Source organism: Streptomyces sp. NBC_00038, assembly GCF_026343635.1.
Taxonomy (GTDB): domain Bacteria; phylum Actinomycetota; class Actinomycetes; order Streptomycetales; family Streptomycetaceae; genus Streptomyces.
On the sequence record NZ_JAPELQ010000002.1, the window covers coordinates 537,497 to 551,265 of the forward strand.

14 protein-coding genes are annotated in these 13,769 nt (G+C 69.2%); 6 read left to right on the forward strand and 8 right to left on the reverse strand.

The window, feature by feature from the left end; all coding sequences use genetic code 11:
* The first annotated feature begins 2 nt into the window (after positions 1-2).
* Positions 3-2,465, forward strand: a complete 2,463-nt coding sequence (locus OG219_RS45515; RefSeq protein ID WP_266837256.1) for a SpoIIE family protein phosphatase — start codon at positions 3-5, stop codon at positions 2,463-2,465.
* A gap of 52 nt (positions 2,466-2,517) precedes the next feature.
* On the opposite strand, the gene OG219_RS45520 is transcribed toward OG219_RS45515, so the two are convergent.
* From OG219_RS45520 to rpmF, 3 genes are all read right to left on the reverse strand, one after another.
* Positions 2,518-2,910, reverse strand: coding sequence for an SCO5389 family protein (locus OG219_RS45520; protein WP_266837258.1), 393 nt, complete (start codon positions 2,908-2,910; stop codon positions 2,518-2,520).
* Positions 2,911-3,022: 112 nt separating this feature from the next.
* Positions 3,023-3,985, reverse strand: a complete 963-nt coding sequence (locus tag OG219_RS45525; RefSeq protein ID WP_266837260.1) for an ATP-binding protein — start codon at positions 3,983-3,985, stop codon at positions 3,023-3,025.
* 1 nt (position 3,986) lies between these two features.
* Positions 3,987-4,157: a 50S ribosomal protein L32 gene (gene rpmF, locus OG219_RS45530; protein WP_266837262.1), complete on the reverse strand. Its 171-nt coding sequence runs from the start codon at positions 4,155-4,157 to the stop codon at positions 3,987-3,989.
* A 191-nt stretch (positions 4,158-4,348) separates the two neighbouring features.
* Between rpmF and OG219_RS45535 the strand changes: the two genes are divergently transcribed.
* On the forward strand, positions 4,349-5,029 hold the full coding sequence (locus OG219_RS45535) for a DUF6445 family protein (RefSeq protein WP_266837264.1): 681 nt from the start codon (positions 4,349-4,351) through the stop codon (positions 5,027-5,029).
* A gap of 89 nt (positions 5,030-5,118) precedes the next feature.
* Complete coding sequence (locus tag OG219_RS45540; protein WP_266837265.1) at positions 5,119-5,502, forward strand: luciferase family protein; 384 nt, start codon at positions 5,119-5,121, stop codon at positions 5,500-5,502.
* Positions 5,503-5,511: 9 nt separating this feature from the next.
* Here OG219_RS45540 and OG219_RS45545 read toward each other — a convergent pair whose 3' ends face one another.
* Together OG219_RS45545 and OG219_RS45550 are read right to left on the reverse strand one after the other, a co-directional pair.
* The gene (locus OG219_RS45545) at positions 5,512-6,234 is read right to left on the reverse strand and encodes a transporter substrate-binding domain-containing protein (RefSeq protein WP_266837267.1); all 723 of its coding nucleotides are present in this window, start codon (positions 6,232-6,234) and stop codon (positions 5,512-5,514) included.
* Positions 6,235-6,384: 150 nt separating this feature from the next.
* Positions 6,385-7,341 carry an LAETG motif-containing sortase-dependent surface protein gene (locus OG219_RS45550; protein WP_266837269.1) on the reverse strand — a complete coding sequence of 319 codons (957 nt, stop codon included), beginning with the start codon at positions 7,339-7,341 and terminating at the stop codon, positions 6,385-6,387.
* Between the two features lie 492 nt (positions 7,342-7,833).
* Between OG219_RS45550 and OG219_RS45555 the strand changes: the two genes are divergently transcribed.
* On the forward strand, positions 7,834-8,502 hold the full coding sequence (locus OG219_RS45555; RefSeq protein ID WP_266837973.1) for a TetR family transcriptional regulator: 669 nt from the start codon (positions 7,834-7,836) through the stop codon (positions 8,500-8,502).
* Between the two features lie 169 nt (positions 8,503-8,671).
* Positions 8,672-9,055 (forward strand): Zn-ribbon domain-containing OB-fold protein, encoded by a 384-nt coding sequence (locus OG219_RS45560; RefSeq protein ID WP_266837974.1) that lies wholly within the window; start codon positions 8,672-8,674, stop codon positions 9,053-9,055.
* 87 nt (positions 9,056-9,142) lie between these two features.
* Here OG219_RS45560 and OG219_RS45565 read toward each other — a convergent pair whose 3' ends face one another.
* The 3 genes from OG219_RS45565 to OG219_RS45575 form a co-directional block, all read right to left on the reverse strand.
* Positions 9,143-9,949, reverse strand: a complete 807-nt coding sequence (locus OG219_RS45565; RefSeq protein WP_266837271.1) for a pectate lyase — start codon at positions 9,947-9,949, stop codon at positions 9,143-9,145.
* A 33-nt stretch (positions 9,950-9,982) separates the two neighbouring features.
* Positions 9,983-10,963, reverse strand: a complete 981-nt coding sequence (locus OG219_RS45570) for a polysaccharide lyase family 1 protein (RefSeq protein ID WP_266837273.1) — start codon at positions 10,961-10,963, stop codon at positions 9,983-9,985.
* 272 nt (positions 10,964-11,235) lie between these two features.
* A complete protein-coding gene (locus OG219_RS45575) occupies positions 11,236-12,786 on the reverse strand; it encodes a sigma-70 family RNA polymerase sigma factor (RefSeq protein WP_266837275.1) in 1,551 nt (516 codons plus the stop codon).
* 248 nt (positions 12,787-13,034) lie between these two features.
* Between OG219_RS45575 and OG219_RS45580 the strand changes: the two genes are divergently transcribed.
* The gene (locus OG219_RS45580) at positions 13,035-13,724 is read left to right on the forward strand and encodes a hypothetical protein (protein ID WP_266837277.1); all 690 of its coding nucleotides are present in this window, start codon (positions 13,035-13,037) and stop codon (positions 13,722-13,724) included.
* Positions 13,725-13,769 lie beyond the last annotated feature (45 nt).

A 13,769-nucleotide genomic window follows, 5' to 3' on the forward strand; every position in this document is an offset into this window, starting at 1 on the left:
CGGTGGGTTCGAGCAAGGAACGGGACGTGCCGGCCCGGCAGCGCTTCGACATGGCTGACGCCGTGCCACTGCTCCTCGATGCCCGTATGGCGGTGACCAGCTGGACCGCGGACGCCGAACGGCTGCTGGGGTATCCGGCGGGCGAGGTGCTCGGACGGCGCGCGGCCGACCTGCTGATTCCCGAGGACGCCGCGCGCATCCCCGATCTGGCCGATCGGTGCCACGGAGACGGCGGCTGGGCCGGACTGCTGTCCGCGCGACACCGGGACGGGCACCCGCTCAAGCTGATGGTGCGGGTGGTCCCCCTGCGGGCTGCCGGCGGCCCCGTCCGCTGGGTGGTACTGCTCGCGGAGCTGGCCGACAGCCCCGGGTGGCACATGAGCCGGTCGGTGCTCGAGCGGATCACCTCGCGCTCCCCGGTGGGCATCGCGATCGTGGACCCGGACTTGCGGTACGTGTGGTCGAACGCCGCGCTGGAGCAGTTCGGCGGGGGCCCGCCCGAGCAGCGGCTGGGACGCAGGCTCGCCGATATCCAGCCCGGCCTCGACGCCGAGCGGATCGAGGCGCAGATGCTCCGGGTGCTGGAGACCGGCGACCCGGTGGTCGCGTACGAGCACGTGGGCCGCGTACGCTCCGCGCCGCACCGCGAGACGTCCCACGCCATGTCGTTCATCCGTCTGGAGGACGACCACGGCGATCCGATCGGCGTGTACTACACGGTCGTCGACATCGGCGAGAGCTACCGCGCACGGCGGCGGCTCGCCCTGCTCGACCGGGCCGGCGAGCACATCGGCCGCAGCCTGGACGTCATGCAGACCGCACAGGAACTGGCCGATGTCGCCGTGCCGGGGCTGGCCGACTTCGTCACCGTGGACCTGCTGGAATCCGTGCTCAAGGGAGGCGAGCCGGCGCCCGGTCCACGGAGCGACGCGGACGCGGTGCCGCTGCGTCGCGCCGGGCACCAGTCGGTACAGGGCGGGGTCCCCGAAACCGCCGTCGGCATCGGCGACGTGGCGTCCTACGTGGCCGGATCTCCCCCGATCAGATCCCTTACCGACGGCGAGTCCTGGCGCGAGGAACGGCTGGACCCGCTGGCCAAGGAGTGGACCACGGGTACCCCCGGGAGCCGGGCCGCCTCCTTCCTCGATCTCGGGCTGCACAGCGTGATGATCGTGCCCGTCCGGGCCCGCGGCGTCACCATGGGCATCACCACGTTCTTCCGGCGCAGCCGCCAGGACCCCTTCGACGAGGACGATCTGGCCCTGGCCGAGGAGTTCGTCGGCCGGGCCGCCCTCTGCGTCGACAACGCCCGCCGGTACACCCGCGAACGCGATGCGGCCCTGATCCTCCAGCGCAACCTCCTCCCCCACCGCTTCCCCGACCAGGACGCGGTGGAGGTCGCCGCCGTCTACCGGCCCGCCGACGAACTCACCGGTCTCGCCGGGGACTGGTACGACGTGATTCCCCTGTCCGGAGCCCGGGTGGCCCTGGTGGTGGGCGAGGTCGCCGGTCACGGCATCGACGGCGCCGCGGCCATGGGGCGGCTGCGGTCCGCCGTGCAGACCCTCGCCGACCTGGACCTGACTCCGGAGGAGGTGCTCGCCCACCTCGACGACGTGGTCAGCCGCGCCGCCCGGGAGGAGGGCACCGGAGCGGACGACCGGACGAGCGGAATGCAGGCGGTCGGCGCCAGTTGTCTGTACGTGGTGTACGACCCGGTGAGCGGGCAGTGTTCCATGGCGGGCGCGGGCCATCCCGCACCCGCGGTCGTCGCCCCCGACGGCACCGTCACGTTCGCCGACCTCCCGCACGGTCCCGCGCTGGGGGTGGGCGGCCTGCCCTTCGAGTCGCTCGAGTTGAACCTCGCGGAGGGCAGTGTGCTGGCGCTGCACACCGACGGTCTCATCGCCACACCCCGTACGGGACGGGACCCGGAGGCGGGCAGGGAGCGCCTGCGCCGCGCGCTGGAGGCACACGGGCAGCCGCTGGACGGACTGTGCCGCCGCATCGTGGACGATCTCGTGCCGACGCGGCCCTACGACGACGTGGCACTGCTGCTGGCCCGTACCCGTCGGCTGGGTGCCCAGCAGGTCGCGACCTGGGACCTGCCCATCGACCCGGCCGTCGTCGCCGAGGCGCGCAAGTCGACCTCGCAGCAGTTGCACACCTGGGGCCTGGACGAGCTGGCCTTCACCACCGAGCTGGTCGTCAGCGAACTCGTCACCAACGCCATCCGGCACGCCTCCGGTCCCATCCGGTTGCGGCTGATCACCGATCAGGCCCTGATCTGCGAGGTCTTCGACGGCGGCGCGACCGCCCCGCACCTGCGCCATCCCAAGACGACCGACGAGGGGGGCCGCGGGCTGTTCCTGATCTCCCAGTTCACCCAGCGCTGGGGCACCCGCTACACCGCCGAGGGGAAGATCATCTGGGCCGAGCAGTCCCTCACGGATCCGGCGGTCTGACGTAAGCGGGGTGGGGCCGTTCCGCCGTACGGCCCCACCGCCATCTGTCGGCTCAGCAGTCGCGGAACTCGGGTGACTGGTTGAGGATCTGCGAGCGCAGCGAGGTGAACCGGGTGTGGGTCTCGCCGCCCTGTGCCTCGGGGCGGAAGACGGCGACACGGTGGCAGTTCATGAAGGCGAGGGTGACGCCGAAGTGCCTCTCCAGGCTGGAGCGGATCGCGTCGCTGGCCAGCGCCCGCAGCAGCTGGCCACGCTCCTTCTCCGAGGGCGGCGGGGTGTGGTTGTCGGCGAACTCCCTTGCGCCGTCCCGTAGTTCGCCGACCAGGCCGGCGATGAGGTCGTAGGCGTACGGCAGGGAGGTTCGGACGGTTTCCACGAAGTCCTGTTCGCGGACCTGACCGCGTTCGGCTTCGGCGAGCAGCTTCGGGGAGACGTCGAGTGACATGAAAGGGCAGTCCTGTCGCTAGCTGGTTCGGGTGGTGCGCGGTGGTGCGTCGGCCGTGTACGGCCGCGTCGACGGCAGGCCACGCCGTCCTGTCGGCCGTGGTCGTAGCCGCTCAGGCCGGCTTCGACGCGAGTGCGGCCGGGCCGTGCCGGAATCCGGGGTCGATCTGCGCGGAGAGGTCACTGCCGGTGGCCCGGTCGGCCCAGGCGGCAGCGTTGCGGAGGTGGAAGTCGACGGCGTATGCCTGGAAGGCCGTCCAGTCCTTGGTACGGGCGTCCAGTGCGGTCCGCAGCTGGCTCAGTGCGTGGCGGTTGTGCGGTTCCAAGTCGCCCTGCGGGCGGCCCTGTTCACGTGCCCGTACCCAGGAGGAGTGCTGAAAGTACGTCAGAAGGTCGTCGCCGACGTGTTCTTTGAGGAAGAGAACGTCGTCCTCGCAGGTGACCTTGTTGCCGATCACCGCTATCGGGACACCGAACTCCTCGGCGTGGTCACGGTATTGGCGGTACACCGAGACGCCCTTGCGGGTGGGCTCGGCGACCAGGAAGGTCATGTCGAACCGGGTGAACAGGCCGGAGGCGAAGGCGTCCGCACCGGCGGTCATGTCGACGACGACGTACTCACCGGGCCCGTCGACGAGGTGGTTGAGGTACAGCTCGACGGCCCCGAGCTTGGAGTGGTAGCAGGCGACTCCGAGATCGCTCTCGTCGAACTCGCCGGTGACCATGAGGGGTACGCCGTCCACGTCCTGGATGTGGTGGGAGTGCACGGCGTCGTCGCCGAGGAGCCTCAGCAGCCGTGAACCCCGTCCCGGCGGAGTGGTCTTGATCATGGCCTCGCGTGAGGTGATGCGCGGGTTGTCACCGCGCAAGAAGTCCTTGATCTCGCCCAGTCGTGCGCTGAGGGGCGCGGCGGTGAGGGGTTCGTCGTCGCCGAGACCGAGGGCCTGGGCCAGATGCTGGTTGATGTCGCCGTCGATGGCGACGAGGGGCGCTCCGGAGTGCGCGAGGTGGCGGGAGAAGAGGGCCGACAACGTGGTCTTGCCGCTGCCGCCCTTCCCGACGAAGGCGGCGCGCACGTCAGCCCTCCGGGCGCAGCAGCCCGCGCTCGTACGCCTTGGCGAGTCGCTGCGGTACGAGGTGGGACGAGCCGTCCACGGTGACGGGGACGAGTTGAGCCGGGGTCGCTTTCCACTGTGCGCGGCGGTGGCGGGCGTTGCTGCGGGACATCTTCCGCTTGGGGACGGCCATGTCGGTCTCCTGTGGTGGGTGGGCTGGCGAAGCTCACGCTATATGAAAATGGATCCCATTACCAAGCTGGCGTCGCACGGCATGTCACCGCCGGCCACCGAGGGCCGACTCCCCTACAGGTAGGCCGAGTTGGCAGAAGATTGACCAAATCCCGGGAGATCACTGAAGCATGCATCTATATGTTCTGCCGCATGCCCCCACAGCCTCAGAGATCGTCGGCCCTCCCGGTTCTCCCCTACCGCAAACCCACCCGCGACCGGGACTACTGGGTGTTCGACGACGTACTGCCCGACGTGGACGCCGTCCGGGCCCGGTGCCTCACCAAGGACGACTGGGTCAAGGGCCATCCCTACACCTCGGAGAGCTGGCCCGGCCTTCGCACGATGCCCGGGCTCGAACCGGCGGAACTGTCCCGTGTGGAACGGCTGGTGAAGAAGGCCACCGGGGCGCGGGAGCTGTGGCTGCAGAGCACGCCCTCCGGGGGCACCCTCAATCACAACTGCATCCAGGTGGTGGGCCAGGGCGAGGGACAGCCGCGCCCGCACACCGATTCCCGCTCGCTGTGCCGTTATGCCGCAGTGCTCTATCTCAATCCTGCGGCTCCCAAGGACTGCGGCACCAGTTTCTACCGGCAGAATCTGCCCGGCGGCAGGCTGGGCGGCAACATGGTGGCCGCCCCGCACAACAACCTCGTCGACGCGCTGGGGACACGCTTCGTCCCGCCGGACTCCTTCATCGAGGACATACGCGTACCCCACCGGTACAACCGTCTGCTCCTCTACAACGCCAACCTGATGCACAGCGCCACCGGTTACTGCGGCACCACCATCGACGACAAACGGATGACCGCGGTCTTCTTCTGGATGGCGTGAGTCCCTACTGGATGGCGTGAGTCCCTACCTGCCAGTGACGAGTTGCCCAAATCCTGGTGGCCGGACGGTAAGCGGGTCATGATGTCGTCATGACGTTGGCCCTGCGCGCCATGACGCGACTGGCGAATTGGCCGGACCTGGCCGAGGCCCTGCCGAGCTGCGGCACGGGGCGGGCACTGTGCTCGGAGCAGGGTGAGATCGTCCACTTCCATTCGGAACAGGACGTCGACCTGCATCTCACGGTCCCTGCCATCCTGCGTTTCGAGGACCATTTGAAGAACGCGACCGCGGTCCGTATGGTGCCCGGTTCGCGCTGGGTGACGATGCGTCTTGAGTTCGACTCGGACATCGATCTTCTTCTGACCTTGGTGAGTGTCGCTCTCCACGCCCACCAGTCGTGGCCGGTGCCGGACGATTCGCCATCGCCGGAGTGCAATGATCGCCGCGGCATGGCACTTCCGCGTCGACCGTAGGCTCTCCACCTATCCGGGCGGGGCGACCAGAGCGTCCGACTGGTGCGCGCGACGCAGGGCGTCGGCGATGAATCCGTCGGCCTTCAGCTCCTCGACGAGGTCCCGCAGGAACTGGACGCTCTCGGGCCGTCGGGTCACCGTCGTGCCCACCGCTTGGCGGATCTGCATGAACCGGCCCTCGATCAGCCTGAGTTCGGGATGTGCCGCGACGTACTGGGTCAGCGGCTGACGGATACCGGCCGCGACCTCCAGGTCCTCGGCGCGGAACGCGTCGACCCCCTCCTCACCGCGCACGACACTCGCGTGCTCCAGCGTGCGGGAGAGGAAGAGGTCGTAGGCGGACCCGCGTTTCACGCCGATGCGTACGCCCGCCCGGTCGACGTCGGCGACCGTGGTGAGGTCCGAGCGAAGGGGCACGGCGTACACGCCCTCGATCACGACGTACGGCGCGGTGAAGGCGACTTCGGCCTCCCGTGCGGGCTCGATGGCCAGGAAGCACAGGTCGGCCCGGCCCGTCGTCAGCGCCTCGTACGACTTCCGTGCCGCGTCGAAGCAGACGAGCTCCACCGGAACGTCCAGCCGGGCACCGACCTCGCGCGCGATGTCGACGGTCACGCCGGCCGGCGCGGTAGGGGTGCCCTGGGCCAGTACCGGATTGCCCAGGTTGATCGACGCCCGCAGCACGCCCTGGGGCACCAGGTCTTCGATGAGGGCGGCTGTCGGGATCGTCATGGGCGGAGTTTAGGACACGCCTCCTGGCGGATCGGGAACGCGAGCGGCCCCGGCACTCACGTACTGAATGAGTGCCGGGGCCTTTCACACTCACGTACTGAATGAGTGCCAGGGCCTTCCAGAGCCGTCGAGGCCCGTGGACGCCGTGTGTCAGGCGCGGGTGCCCGTGACGCGTCGGCGGCGGGTGACGACGGTGATCGCGGCGCCCGCCGCGAGGAGGGCCGCGGCGCCGGCGGCGATCGGCAGGGTGTTGCCGCCGCCCGTCTCCGCGAGGTCGCCGGGCGCGGTGGACCCGCCGCCGTTGGGCGACGGGGCGGCAGGCGTGGTCGACTCGGACTCCGACGGAGTCGCAGGCGTGGTCGACCCGGCGGGCTCCGACGGAGTCGGGGTGGCGGGCGTCGACGCGGGCGGAGTCGAGGCGGGCGGAGTCGAGGCGGGCGGAGTCGACGCCGGGGGCGAGGAGGCCGGGGGCGTCTCGGGAGTGGTCGGCGGCTGCGCCGTGCAGTCCTTGGTGCCGCCGTTCCACGCCGCGATCAGCTTGTCCTTGATGACCGGGCGGTCCGGGCCCTTGGGCAGGTCACCGTGCTCGAAGCCGTCGTTGGCGTCGAAACGGCCGTCGAACTTGACGGCGCCACGGTAGAGGTCGATCTGCGCGAAGCAGCCGACGTCGGGCACCGAGATGTCCAGGGAGTCCGTGCCGCCCGGCTTGACCGTGACCGTGTCGAAGTCGTGGAAGACCTGCTCGCCGGAGGTGTTGAAGGTGGCACCGTGCGCGCGGTACGAGGCGAGCGAGGCGGTGCAGGTGCTGGCGTCACCGGCGGTACGGACCTTGATGTGGATCTTGCCGTCGTCGGTGGGCTTGAGGTTCTGGTCGTCGACACGGACCGAGTCGTAGAAGTTCGTCCCGTCCAGGGAGAACTGGCAGCGATCTGTCTCGGTCTTCGTGCCCGCGCCCTTCCCGGGCGTGTAATCGCTGCCGGTCTTGTCCCAGCCGTCGCCACCGGGGGTGCCGGTGGCCCAGGCGCCGGTCGTCGACGCCGAGAGGGCGAGCGCCACCGCGCCCGTCCCCAGCAGGCAGCGGAGGGTGACACGTCTCGCTATGGACATGCAGATCCCATCTTGATGTTGCGGGACCCGGTCGACGGCAGCACGGCATGGCGAAGCAGCCGGGGGCCGCACCGGGGGTAAGTGGTCGAAGAATCACTGGGCGCATTGGTCAAATGGGCCACAGCTCGACCACATAGTCGATCAGTGCGTCGAGGGCTGTCAACCTCGCTCCATACACAAGAACTTCACGGGGCGTCACATTTCACCCGCATGAGGAATCAAAGGGTCCGACGCGTGGCCTGTGCGGCTTCCGCGCCATCACCACCCCAGTACGGCGAGCCCCTCGCGGAGCGCCGCATGGCCTGCCGGGGACAGGTCGGGGATTCCGTCCGCGAGACCACGACACGACTGCGCGCCGCACACCAGAGGCACTCAGTTCCCTTTCGAATGCGCACTGAGTGCTATCCCTCCGGTTTCGATGCTAGTTTCCCGTCCATGAACCATGGACCCCCGCACCGCGAGACCGCAGCGGCGGCGACCGCGAAACCGCCCATGCGGGACGCCCTGGTCGCGGCGGCGTTCCAGCTCTTTCTGGAGCACGGTTACGAGCAGACCACGGTCGACGACATCGTGACGCTCGCCGGGGCGGGCCGACGGTCGTTCTTCCGCTACTTCCCGTCCAAGGAGGACGTGGTCTTCCCCGACCACGAACGCTGCCTGGCCGACATGACGGCCTTCCTGGGCGCGGGCACCGACGCGGACGACCCGGTAGGGCGGGTGTGCGACGCGGTACGGATCGTGCTGCGCATGTACGCCGAGAACCCCACGTTCTCCGTTCAGCGCTACCGCCTCACCAAGAAGGTCCCGGGCCTGCGCGCGTACGAGCTGTCGGTCGTCTGGCGCTACGAACGGGCCATGGCCGGATATCTCCACGAGCGCTTCACCGGCAGGCACGACGGCGCCCTACGAGCCGACGTCGTCGCCGCTGCCGTGGCCGCCGCGCACAACAACGCCCTGCGTTCCTGGCTGCGTTCGGACGGACAGGGAGACGCGACCGCGGCGGTGGACCACGCGCTCGGGTACCTACGCGCCACGTTCGGCGACGCGCCGGACGACGCGGCCGCCGAGGAGCAGGAGGACGTGGTTGTCGTCATCTCTCGACGCGGAGCACCGATGTGGCGCGTCGTGCGGGAGATCGAGTCCACACTCGGGCAGGACTGACCGCGCCCCTCTTCCCGCCGCCTTTCAAGGCACACCTTTCAAGACACTGAGGGTACCGAGTGCCTTCACAATTGACACTCAGTGCCATACCCTGTGGCTCGTGCACGGTGATCCGAGCACCTCAGATTCCGGCGGAACGCAGGGAGATGACATCGTGTACCACCCAGGAATCGCCCTTCATCCGGGTGTCGGCCCCGCTACGGACGGACCCTCGACCCCGGACACCCTTCTCTTCCAGCGCTGTCAGTGGTGCGGCACCGCGATGTATCAGCGGCTCCTCTGCCCGGTCTGCGCGGGCAGCGACCTGCGGACCGAAGCGAGCGCGGGCACGGGCATCGTGCGCCACTCGACCGTGATCCATCGCAACACCCCGGCGGCACGCAACGTCTCCCTCGTCGAGATGGCTGAGGGATTCACCGTCCGGGGCAGGGTCATGGGCCCGCTCGTCGGTATCCACAGCGGAGACCGGGTCCGACTCGCCACCGCACAGGATCCAGTGCGCCGCGAGCCGGTGTTCCAGATCGTCGACGAGCCGTTCCGCAGCTGGAGTTGACACCCCGGCGGCTCTTGGCTGTTCGCGGCGCCGGAGTCTCCCCCGGCACCGCGAACAGCGGTGGATCAGCGACGGTTCAGCCGTGGATCAGCTGTAGGTGATGTCGGACGTGGCGTACTTGCAGTACGTGCTGTCGGGGCCGGTGCCGTTGGTGGTCGGCTCCGCACCCGTGTTGTTGCCGATGTACTTCTGGCAGGGGATGATCTTCTTGCTGGTGTCCCCGACGATCTTGATGCCCCTCAGGGTCGCGCTGTCGCCGTAGTTGGTGTTGATACCGACGAGCCGGCTGCCCTTCCAGGTCACCTCGATGGTGTTGAGGTTGATCGTCCGCTTGTACTGCGTGGAGCAGTTGCCGCACGAGCGGATGAAGGTGCCGAAGTTCTTCACCGCGAAGTTCGAGACGTTGAGGGTTCCGGCGCCGTTGAACTGGAACACCTTGTCGCTGGCTTCCTTCGCGCCACCGCCGGAGACGGTGTACACGTTGGACGAGGAGGAGCCCCGGAACGTCGCCGCGTCCTCGCCGACGTCCTCCCACCAGACGTTCTGCAGCGTGCAGCTGCCCAGGCAGTGGATGCCGTCCGCGGCGGGGGCGCCGATGATGACGTTCTTGAGAACGGTGCCGGCGGCCAGCTGCAGGATCGGCCCCTGATCCTCGTCCTGGCTGCCGCTGCCCAGGTCACCGGTGCCGTACAGGCGCAGCATCCCGTAGTCCTTGGTGCCGGACAGCGAGATGGTGGCGGAGACCGCCTGGCTGCCGCTCGCGGTCGGCCAGGTGGCGGCGCTCGCCGGCGACAGGGCGCCATCAGTCATGATCATGCCAACCGAGAGCCCGAGTGCGGCCAGGGCGCCGGTCAGTGCGCGCCGGGTGGCGCGGGTACGTAACGAAGAAGTCATGTCCCGATTCCTTCTTCCTGCTGGTGGGGGTGGTCAGAGCTTTCCGGCACCCGCGCCGGACGTCACCGAGGCGACGACGGTCGAGGCGGGCTCGGCGGTGTAGCTGTAGGGCGGGGCGGTGAAGGTGCCCACCTGCGAGATCTCGGTGACGGCATCGCCGAGGTCGTTGCCGCGCAGGTTGGCGTAGCCGTCCACGTCGCTGCTGCGGTTCGTCGTCACCGCGATCTTCGTCGTGCGGAAGACGTTGTTCTCGACGAGCATCTGGGCGCCCATGCGCGAGTGCACGGCGGTGTCGGCGCCCTCGACGTAGTTGTCGTAGAAGTGGCCGGTGCCGAAGCGCAGGCTGGGGATGCGCGAGTAGACGTTGCTGAAGTGGTTGTGGTGGTACGTCACCCGCAGATGGCCGGTGTCCTCGGAGGCGTTGTTGTCGCTGTGGCCGACGAGCGAGCCCTTGAAGTGGTCCTTGAAGGTGTTCCAGGACACGGTGACGTGGTCCGAGCCGTGATTGATGTCCAGCAGACCGTCGTAGTAGTCCTTGTCGTGGTCCCGGTCCGCCGAGAAGGAGTTGTGGTCGATCCAGACCTTCGTGGACTCCTGGACGGTGATCCCGTCGGCGGGCGCCAGCGGCTTGCTGATGTTCAGGTTGCGGACGACGACGTTGGTCTCCTCCTTGATGCGCAGTCCGCCGCCGGTGAACCCGGACGACGAACCGACGCCCAGGACCGTGGTGTTGGAGCCGATGTCGACCTGACCGCCCAGCGTGATCAGGCCGTTGACCCGGACCACCTTGGCCGTGTCGCCGGTGACGGACGCCTTGAAGGCGTCGAGCGTGGTGACGGTGACGGCGGTCGCGCTTCCGCCGCCGGTGGTTCCGGCGCCGAAACCGACCGGTGCCGTTTCGGCGGCTGATGCGGACTGCGGCAGGACGAGAGCACCTGTGAAGGCCAGGGCAGCCGTCGTGGCCACCGTCAGGGGCAGTCTGCGAGAACGTGGTCGTGGGGGGCGGGTACGCATGCGGGTGTGTCCCTTCGAGAGTGCTCGTGGGTCATGTACGTGCACGATGTTCGCCATGTTGAATAGCGCGCGGCACGCGACGACATCCGTATGAGGATTCACAAGGGCCCGGGAGGCTCACTTGCCCAGGTTGTGCGGCTCGGAGATCTGATGTCTCGTATACGAGATGTCACGCGCGGGTCATGTCACTGAACGGGAAACGTAAGGGGTAAGCGCTTTCTAGTCAACGCTTCACGCAGAACACATCCGGCCGACTCCCCTGCCGGGCAAGGTCAGTTCCAGGGCGCGGCCACGACGAACGAGCTGTTGGCACGGTACGCCGCGGTCTTCTCGTCGGGGTCGAGCCAGAGCTCGAGGTTCTCGCGGTGGCGGAGGTAGCGGCCGGGGTAGTTGTACGACTCCAAGGAGACCGACCCGTCGGCCGAGCCGGAACGGGCGCAGAAGGTCGCGTCCTTCTGGAAGATCGCGGACCCGTCGTCGGCGTCCAGTCGGATACGGAACGCGTAGTGCCGCAGGTACCTGCCCGTGGCGTCCATGAGCGAGTAGCAGTCGGCGTCGGCGAGCCCGGCGACGAAGGTGAACGTGGCGTCCTGTCGGGTGGGCGCGGAGCTCGCGGAGCCGACCGGTTCGAGGACGCCGAGGTCGCCGGACTGGCTCACATAACGGCCGGGGGCGTCGACGGACCGCAGGGCGTGGGGCCCCGAGAGCCGTGTGGCGGCGGTCCGTGACGGGGTTGGAGTCGGGGTGGGCGACGGCGTCGCAGACACCGACGGTGCCGGTGTGGCGGACTGGGCGGCAGGGGGTGCCGGGGCCACGGCCGCGGGCTCTCGCCCGGGTGTCTCGGAGTGAGTGGCGGCGTACCAGGCGACTCCGCCGCCCGCGAGCACCACCGCTCCCGCGGTCACCGCCGCCACCGGCTTGGCCGCCAACCGGCCGAGCAGCCGGGCCACTTGTCCCGTTCCGCCCGACCCCTGTGCGGCACCGCCCGCGCCGGCCCCGGCTGCCGAGCCCGCGGGAAGCAACTTGGTCAGCACCAGGCCGGCCAGGCCGATCGGTACCGGCACCAGCGCGAATCCGCCCAGCAGCCCTTCGGCCGGAATCAGGTCGGAAGTGCTGAACAGGCACTGCGGGCACTCGCGGACGTGGCGGGTCAGCCGCTTGCGCCACTGCCCGGTCGGCCGGCCGTCCCACGAGGGCAGCAGAGCCGACAGCTCCGTGCAGCGCGGCGAGGCGGCAAGGGCCCGTACGACGGCGCGCGCGGACTCCAGCCGCTCTTTGACCCGCTGCACCCGCACCGCGGCGTGCTGCGGCGTGAGGTCGCAGGCCGCCGCCAGATCGGCGCGGCTCAGTTCGCCGGCGGCCTCCATCCACCACAGCGACAGCACCTCGCGCTCCTCGTCCTCCAGCCAGCGCGTCGCCTCCGCCGCCTCACGGCGCTGCCCCGACAGCGCAAGCCGGAGGATCGCCAGATCGGCGAAGTCGGCCTGCGGATCCGCCTCCTGGGCCAGGTCCTCGGGCAGGCTCGGCTGCGGACGGGACTGTCCGCCACGCCACCGGTCACGGACCTGCCGTACGGCGATGGCGACGAGCCAGGACCGGAACCGCTCGGGTTCCTCCAGGCCAGGCAGCCCGTCCAGGGCCCGCAGCATGGTCTCCTGGACCACGTCGTCGACATCGCTGTGGCCGTCAAGGGCTCGCCCGACGATGTTGTAGACCAAGGGCAGCCAGCCCCGCACGAGCTGCTCAAGCGCCTGCGGGTCACCGGCCCGCGCCGCCACGACCACCGCGACGTCCGGCCGCTCCTGCACGTCCTGCGAGCGCACCCGCCCCACCGCCCGATGTTGAAGTACGAACAGGTGGCAGTGTGCCAGGGGCTGTCCGGCGGGGGCGCGACCGGGGCTGGTGCCGCGCATCACGGGCACGGCCTCGACGGCCGTCCTGGGGGAACGACCAACGCACGCTCCGTTTGTGAGTGTTGGGGCGATTGCCGGATGAGGGACTCAGCCGTCGATAGCGTGTACCTGCCACTATTCATGTGTGTGCACCACCTGCACGAGGGGGGATTTTCCACATGAGGAGCAAGCGTGCGCCCGGAGTGCTGGGCAGACTGGCCCTCGCGTTACTCGCGGGGGCCGTTCTCGTCCTGGCCGGGCCGGGCTCCGCCCAGGCCGACACCAGTGCCGAGATCCCGGCGCCCACCGACGGGGGCATCTCGGCGACCGTCAGATTCCACGGGGCTGTGGTGCCGCAGCCCTACAATCCCGACCCGAACGCGGCCTTCGGCCCCCGCAAGTGCCAGCTCATCTACCACGACTTCAACCCGACGCCCGGCTGCGGCGGCTTCAGTCTCGGCGTCACCCTGCACAATGTGCGCAACCAGCCCGGCTATCTGGCCGGACTCCCCAGCACCGGGGGCTACTTCAGCGCGTCCGCGGACACGGCGCGCACCTTCGGCTGTCTGCGGCCCGACGGCACGTTCGACCACGGCACGAGTTTCGTCGTACGCACGGAGCAGATGCCGCTGTCGGGGGTGTATTACGAGCCGGACAGCAACTGGCTGCTCGGCCAGTTGGCGCGGTACCCCGACCAGGACTACGGTCCGCCGTTCTTCGTCAACTTCCCGGCCGTGCAGGTGAATTGCCCCGAGGGCATGACCGCAACCCAGTACGGCCTCAAGGTCACCAATGTGAACATCTTCATCGATGACGCGAACGTCTTCGGTACGACGACCTGGAGCGCTCCGGGGCCGTTCTACGCGTAGCCGCGGTGCGTACGGGGGCCTGGTGCTCGCCGGGTCCCCGTAAGC

What these genes read in the sequence shown, in the direction of transcription:
- OG219_RS45555 (WP_266837973.1), top strand. Translation starts at nt 7,834, where the DNA reads ATGCGGGACGCCCTGGTCGCGGCGGCGTTCCAGCTCTTTCTGGAGCAC.
- OG219_RS45535 (WP_266837264.1), top strand. Translation starts at nt 4,349, where the DNA reads ATGCCCCCACAGCCTCAGAGATCGTCGGCCCTCCCGGTTCTCCCCTAC.
- rpmF (WP_266837262.1), bottom strand. Translation starts at nt 4,157, where the DNA reads ATGGCCGTCCCCAAGCGGAAGATGTCCCGCAGCAACGCCCGCCACCGC.
- OG219_RS45565 (WP_266837271.1), bottom strand. Translation starts at nt 9,949, where the DNA reads ATGACTTCTTCGTTACGTACCCGCGCCACCCGGCGCGCACTGACCGGC.
- OG219_RS45520 (WP_266837258.1), bottom strand. Translation starts at nt 2,910, where the DNA reads ATGTCACTCGACGTCTCCCCGAAGCTGCTCGCCGAAGCCGAACGCGGT.
- OG219_RS45550 (WP_266837269.1), bottom strand. Translation starts at nt 7,341, where the DNA reads ATGTCCATAGCGAGACGTGTCACCCTCCGCTGCCTGCTGGGGACGGGC.
- OG219_RS45540 (WP_266837265.1), top strand. Translation starts at nt 5,119, where the DNA reads ATGACGTTGGCCCTGCGCGCCATGACGCGACTGGCGAATTGGCCGGAC.
- OG219_RS45545 (WP_266837267.1), bottom strand. Translation starts at nt 6,234, where the DNA reads ATGACGATCCCGACAGCCGCCCTCATCGAAGACCTGGTGCCCCAGGGC.
- OG219_RS45570 (WP_266837273.1), bottom strand. Translation starts at nt 10,963, where the DNA reads ATGCGTACCCGCCCCCCACGACCACGTTCTCGCAGACTGCCCCTGACG.
- OG219_RS45580 (WP_266837277.1), top strand. Translation starts at nt 13,035, where the DNA reads ATGAGGAGCAAGCGTGCGCCCGGAGTGCTGGGCAGACTGGCCCTCGCG.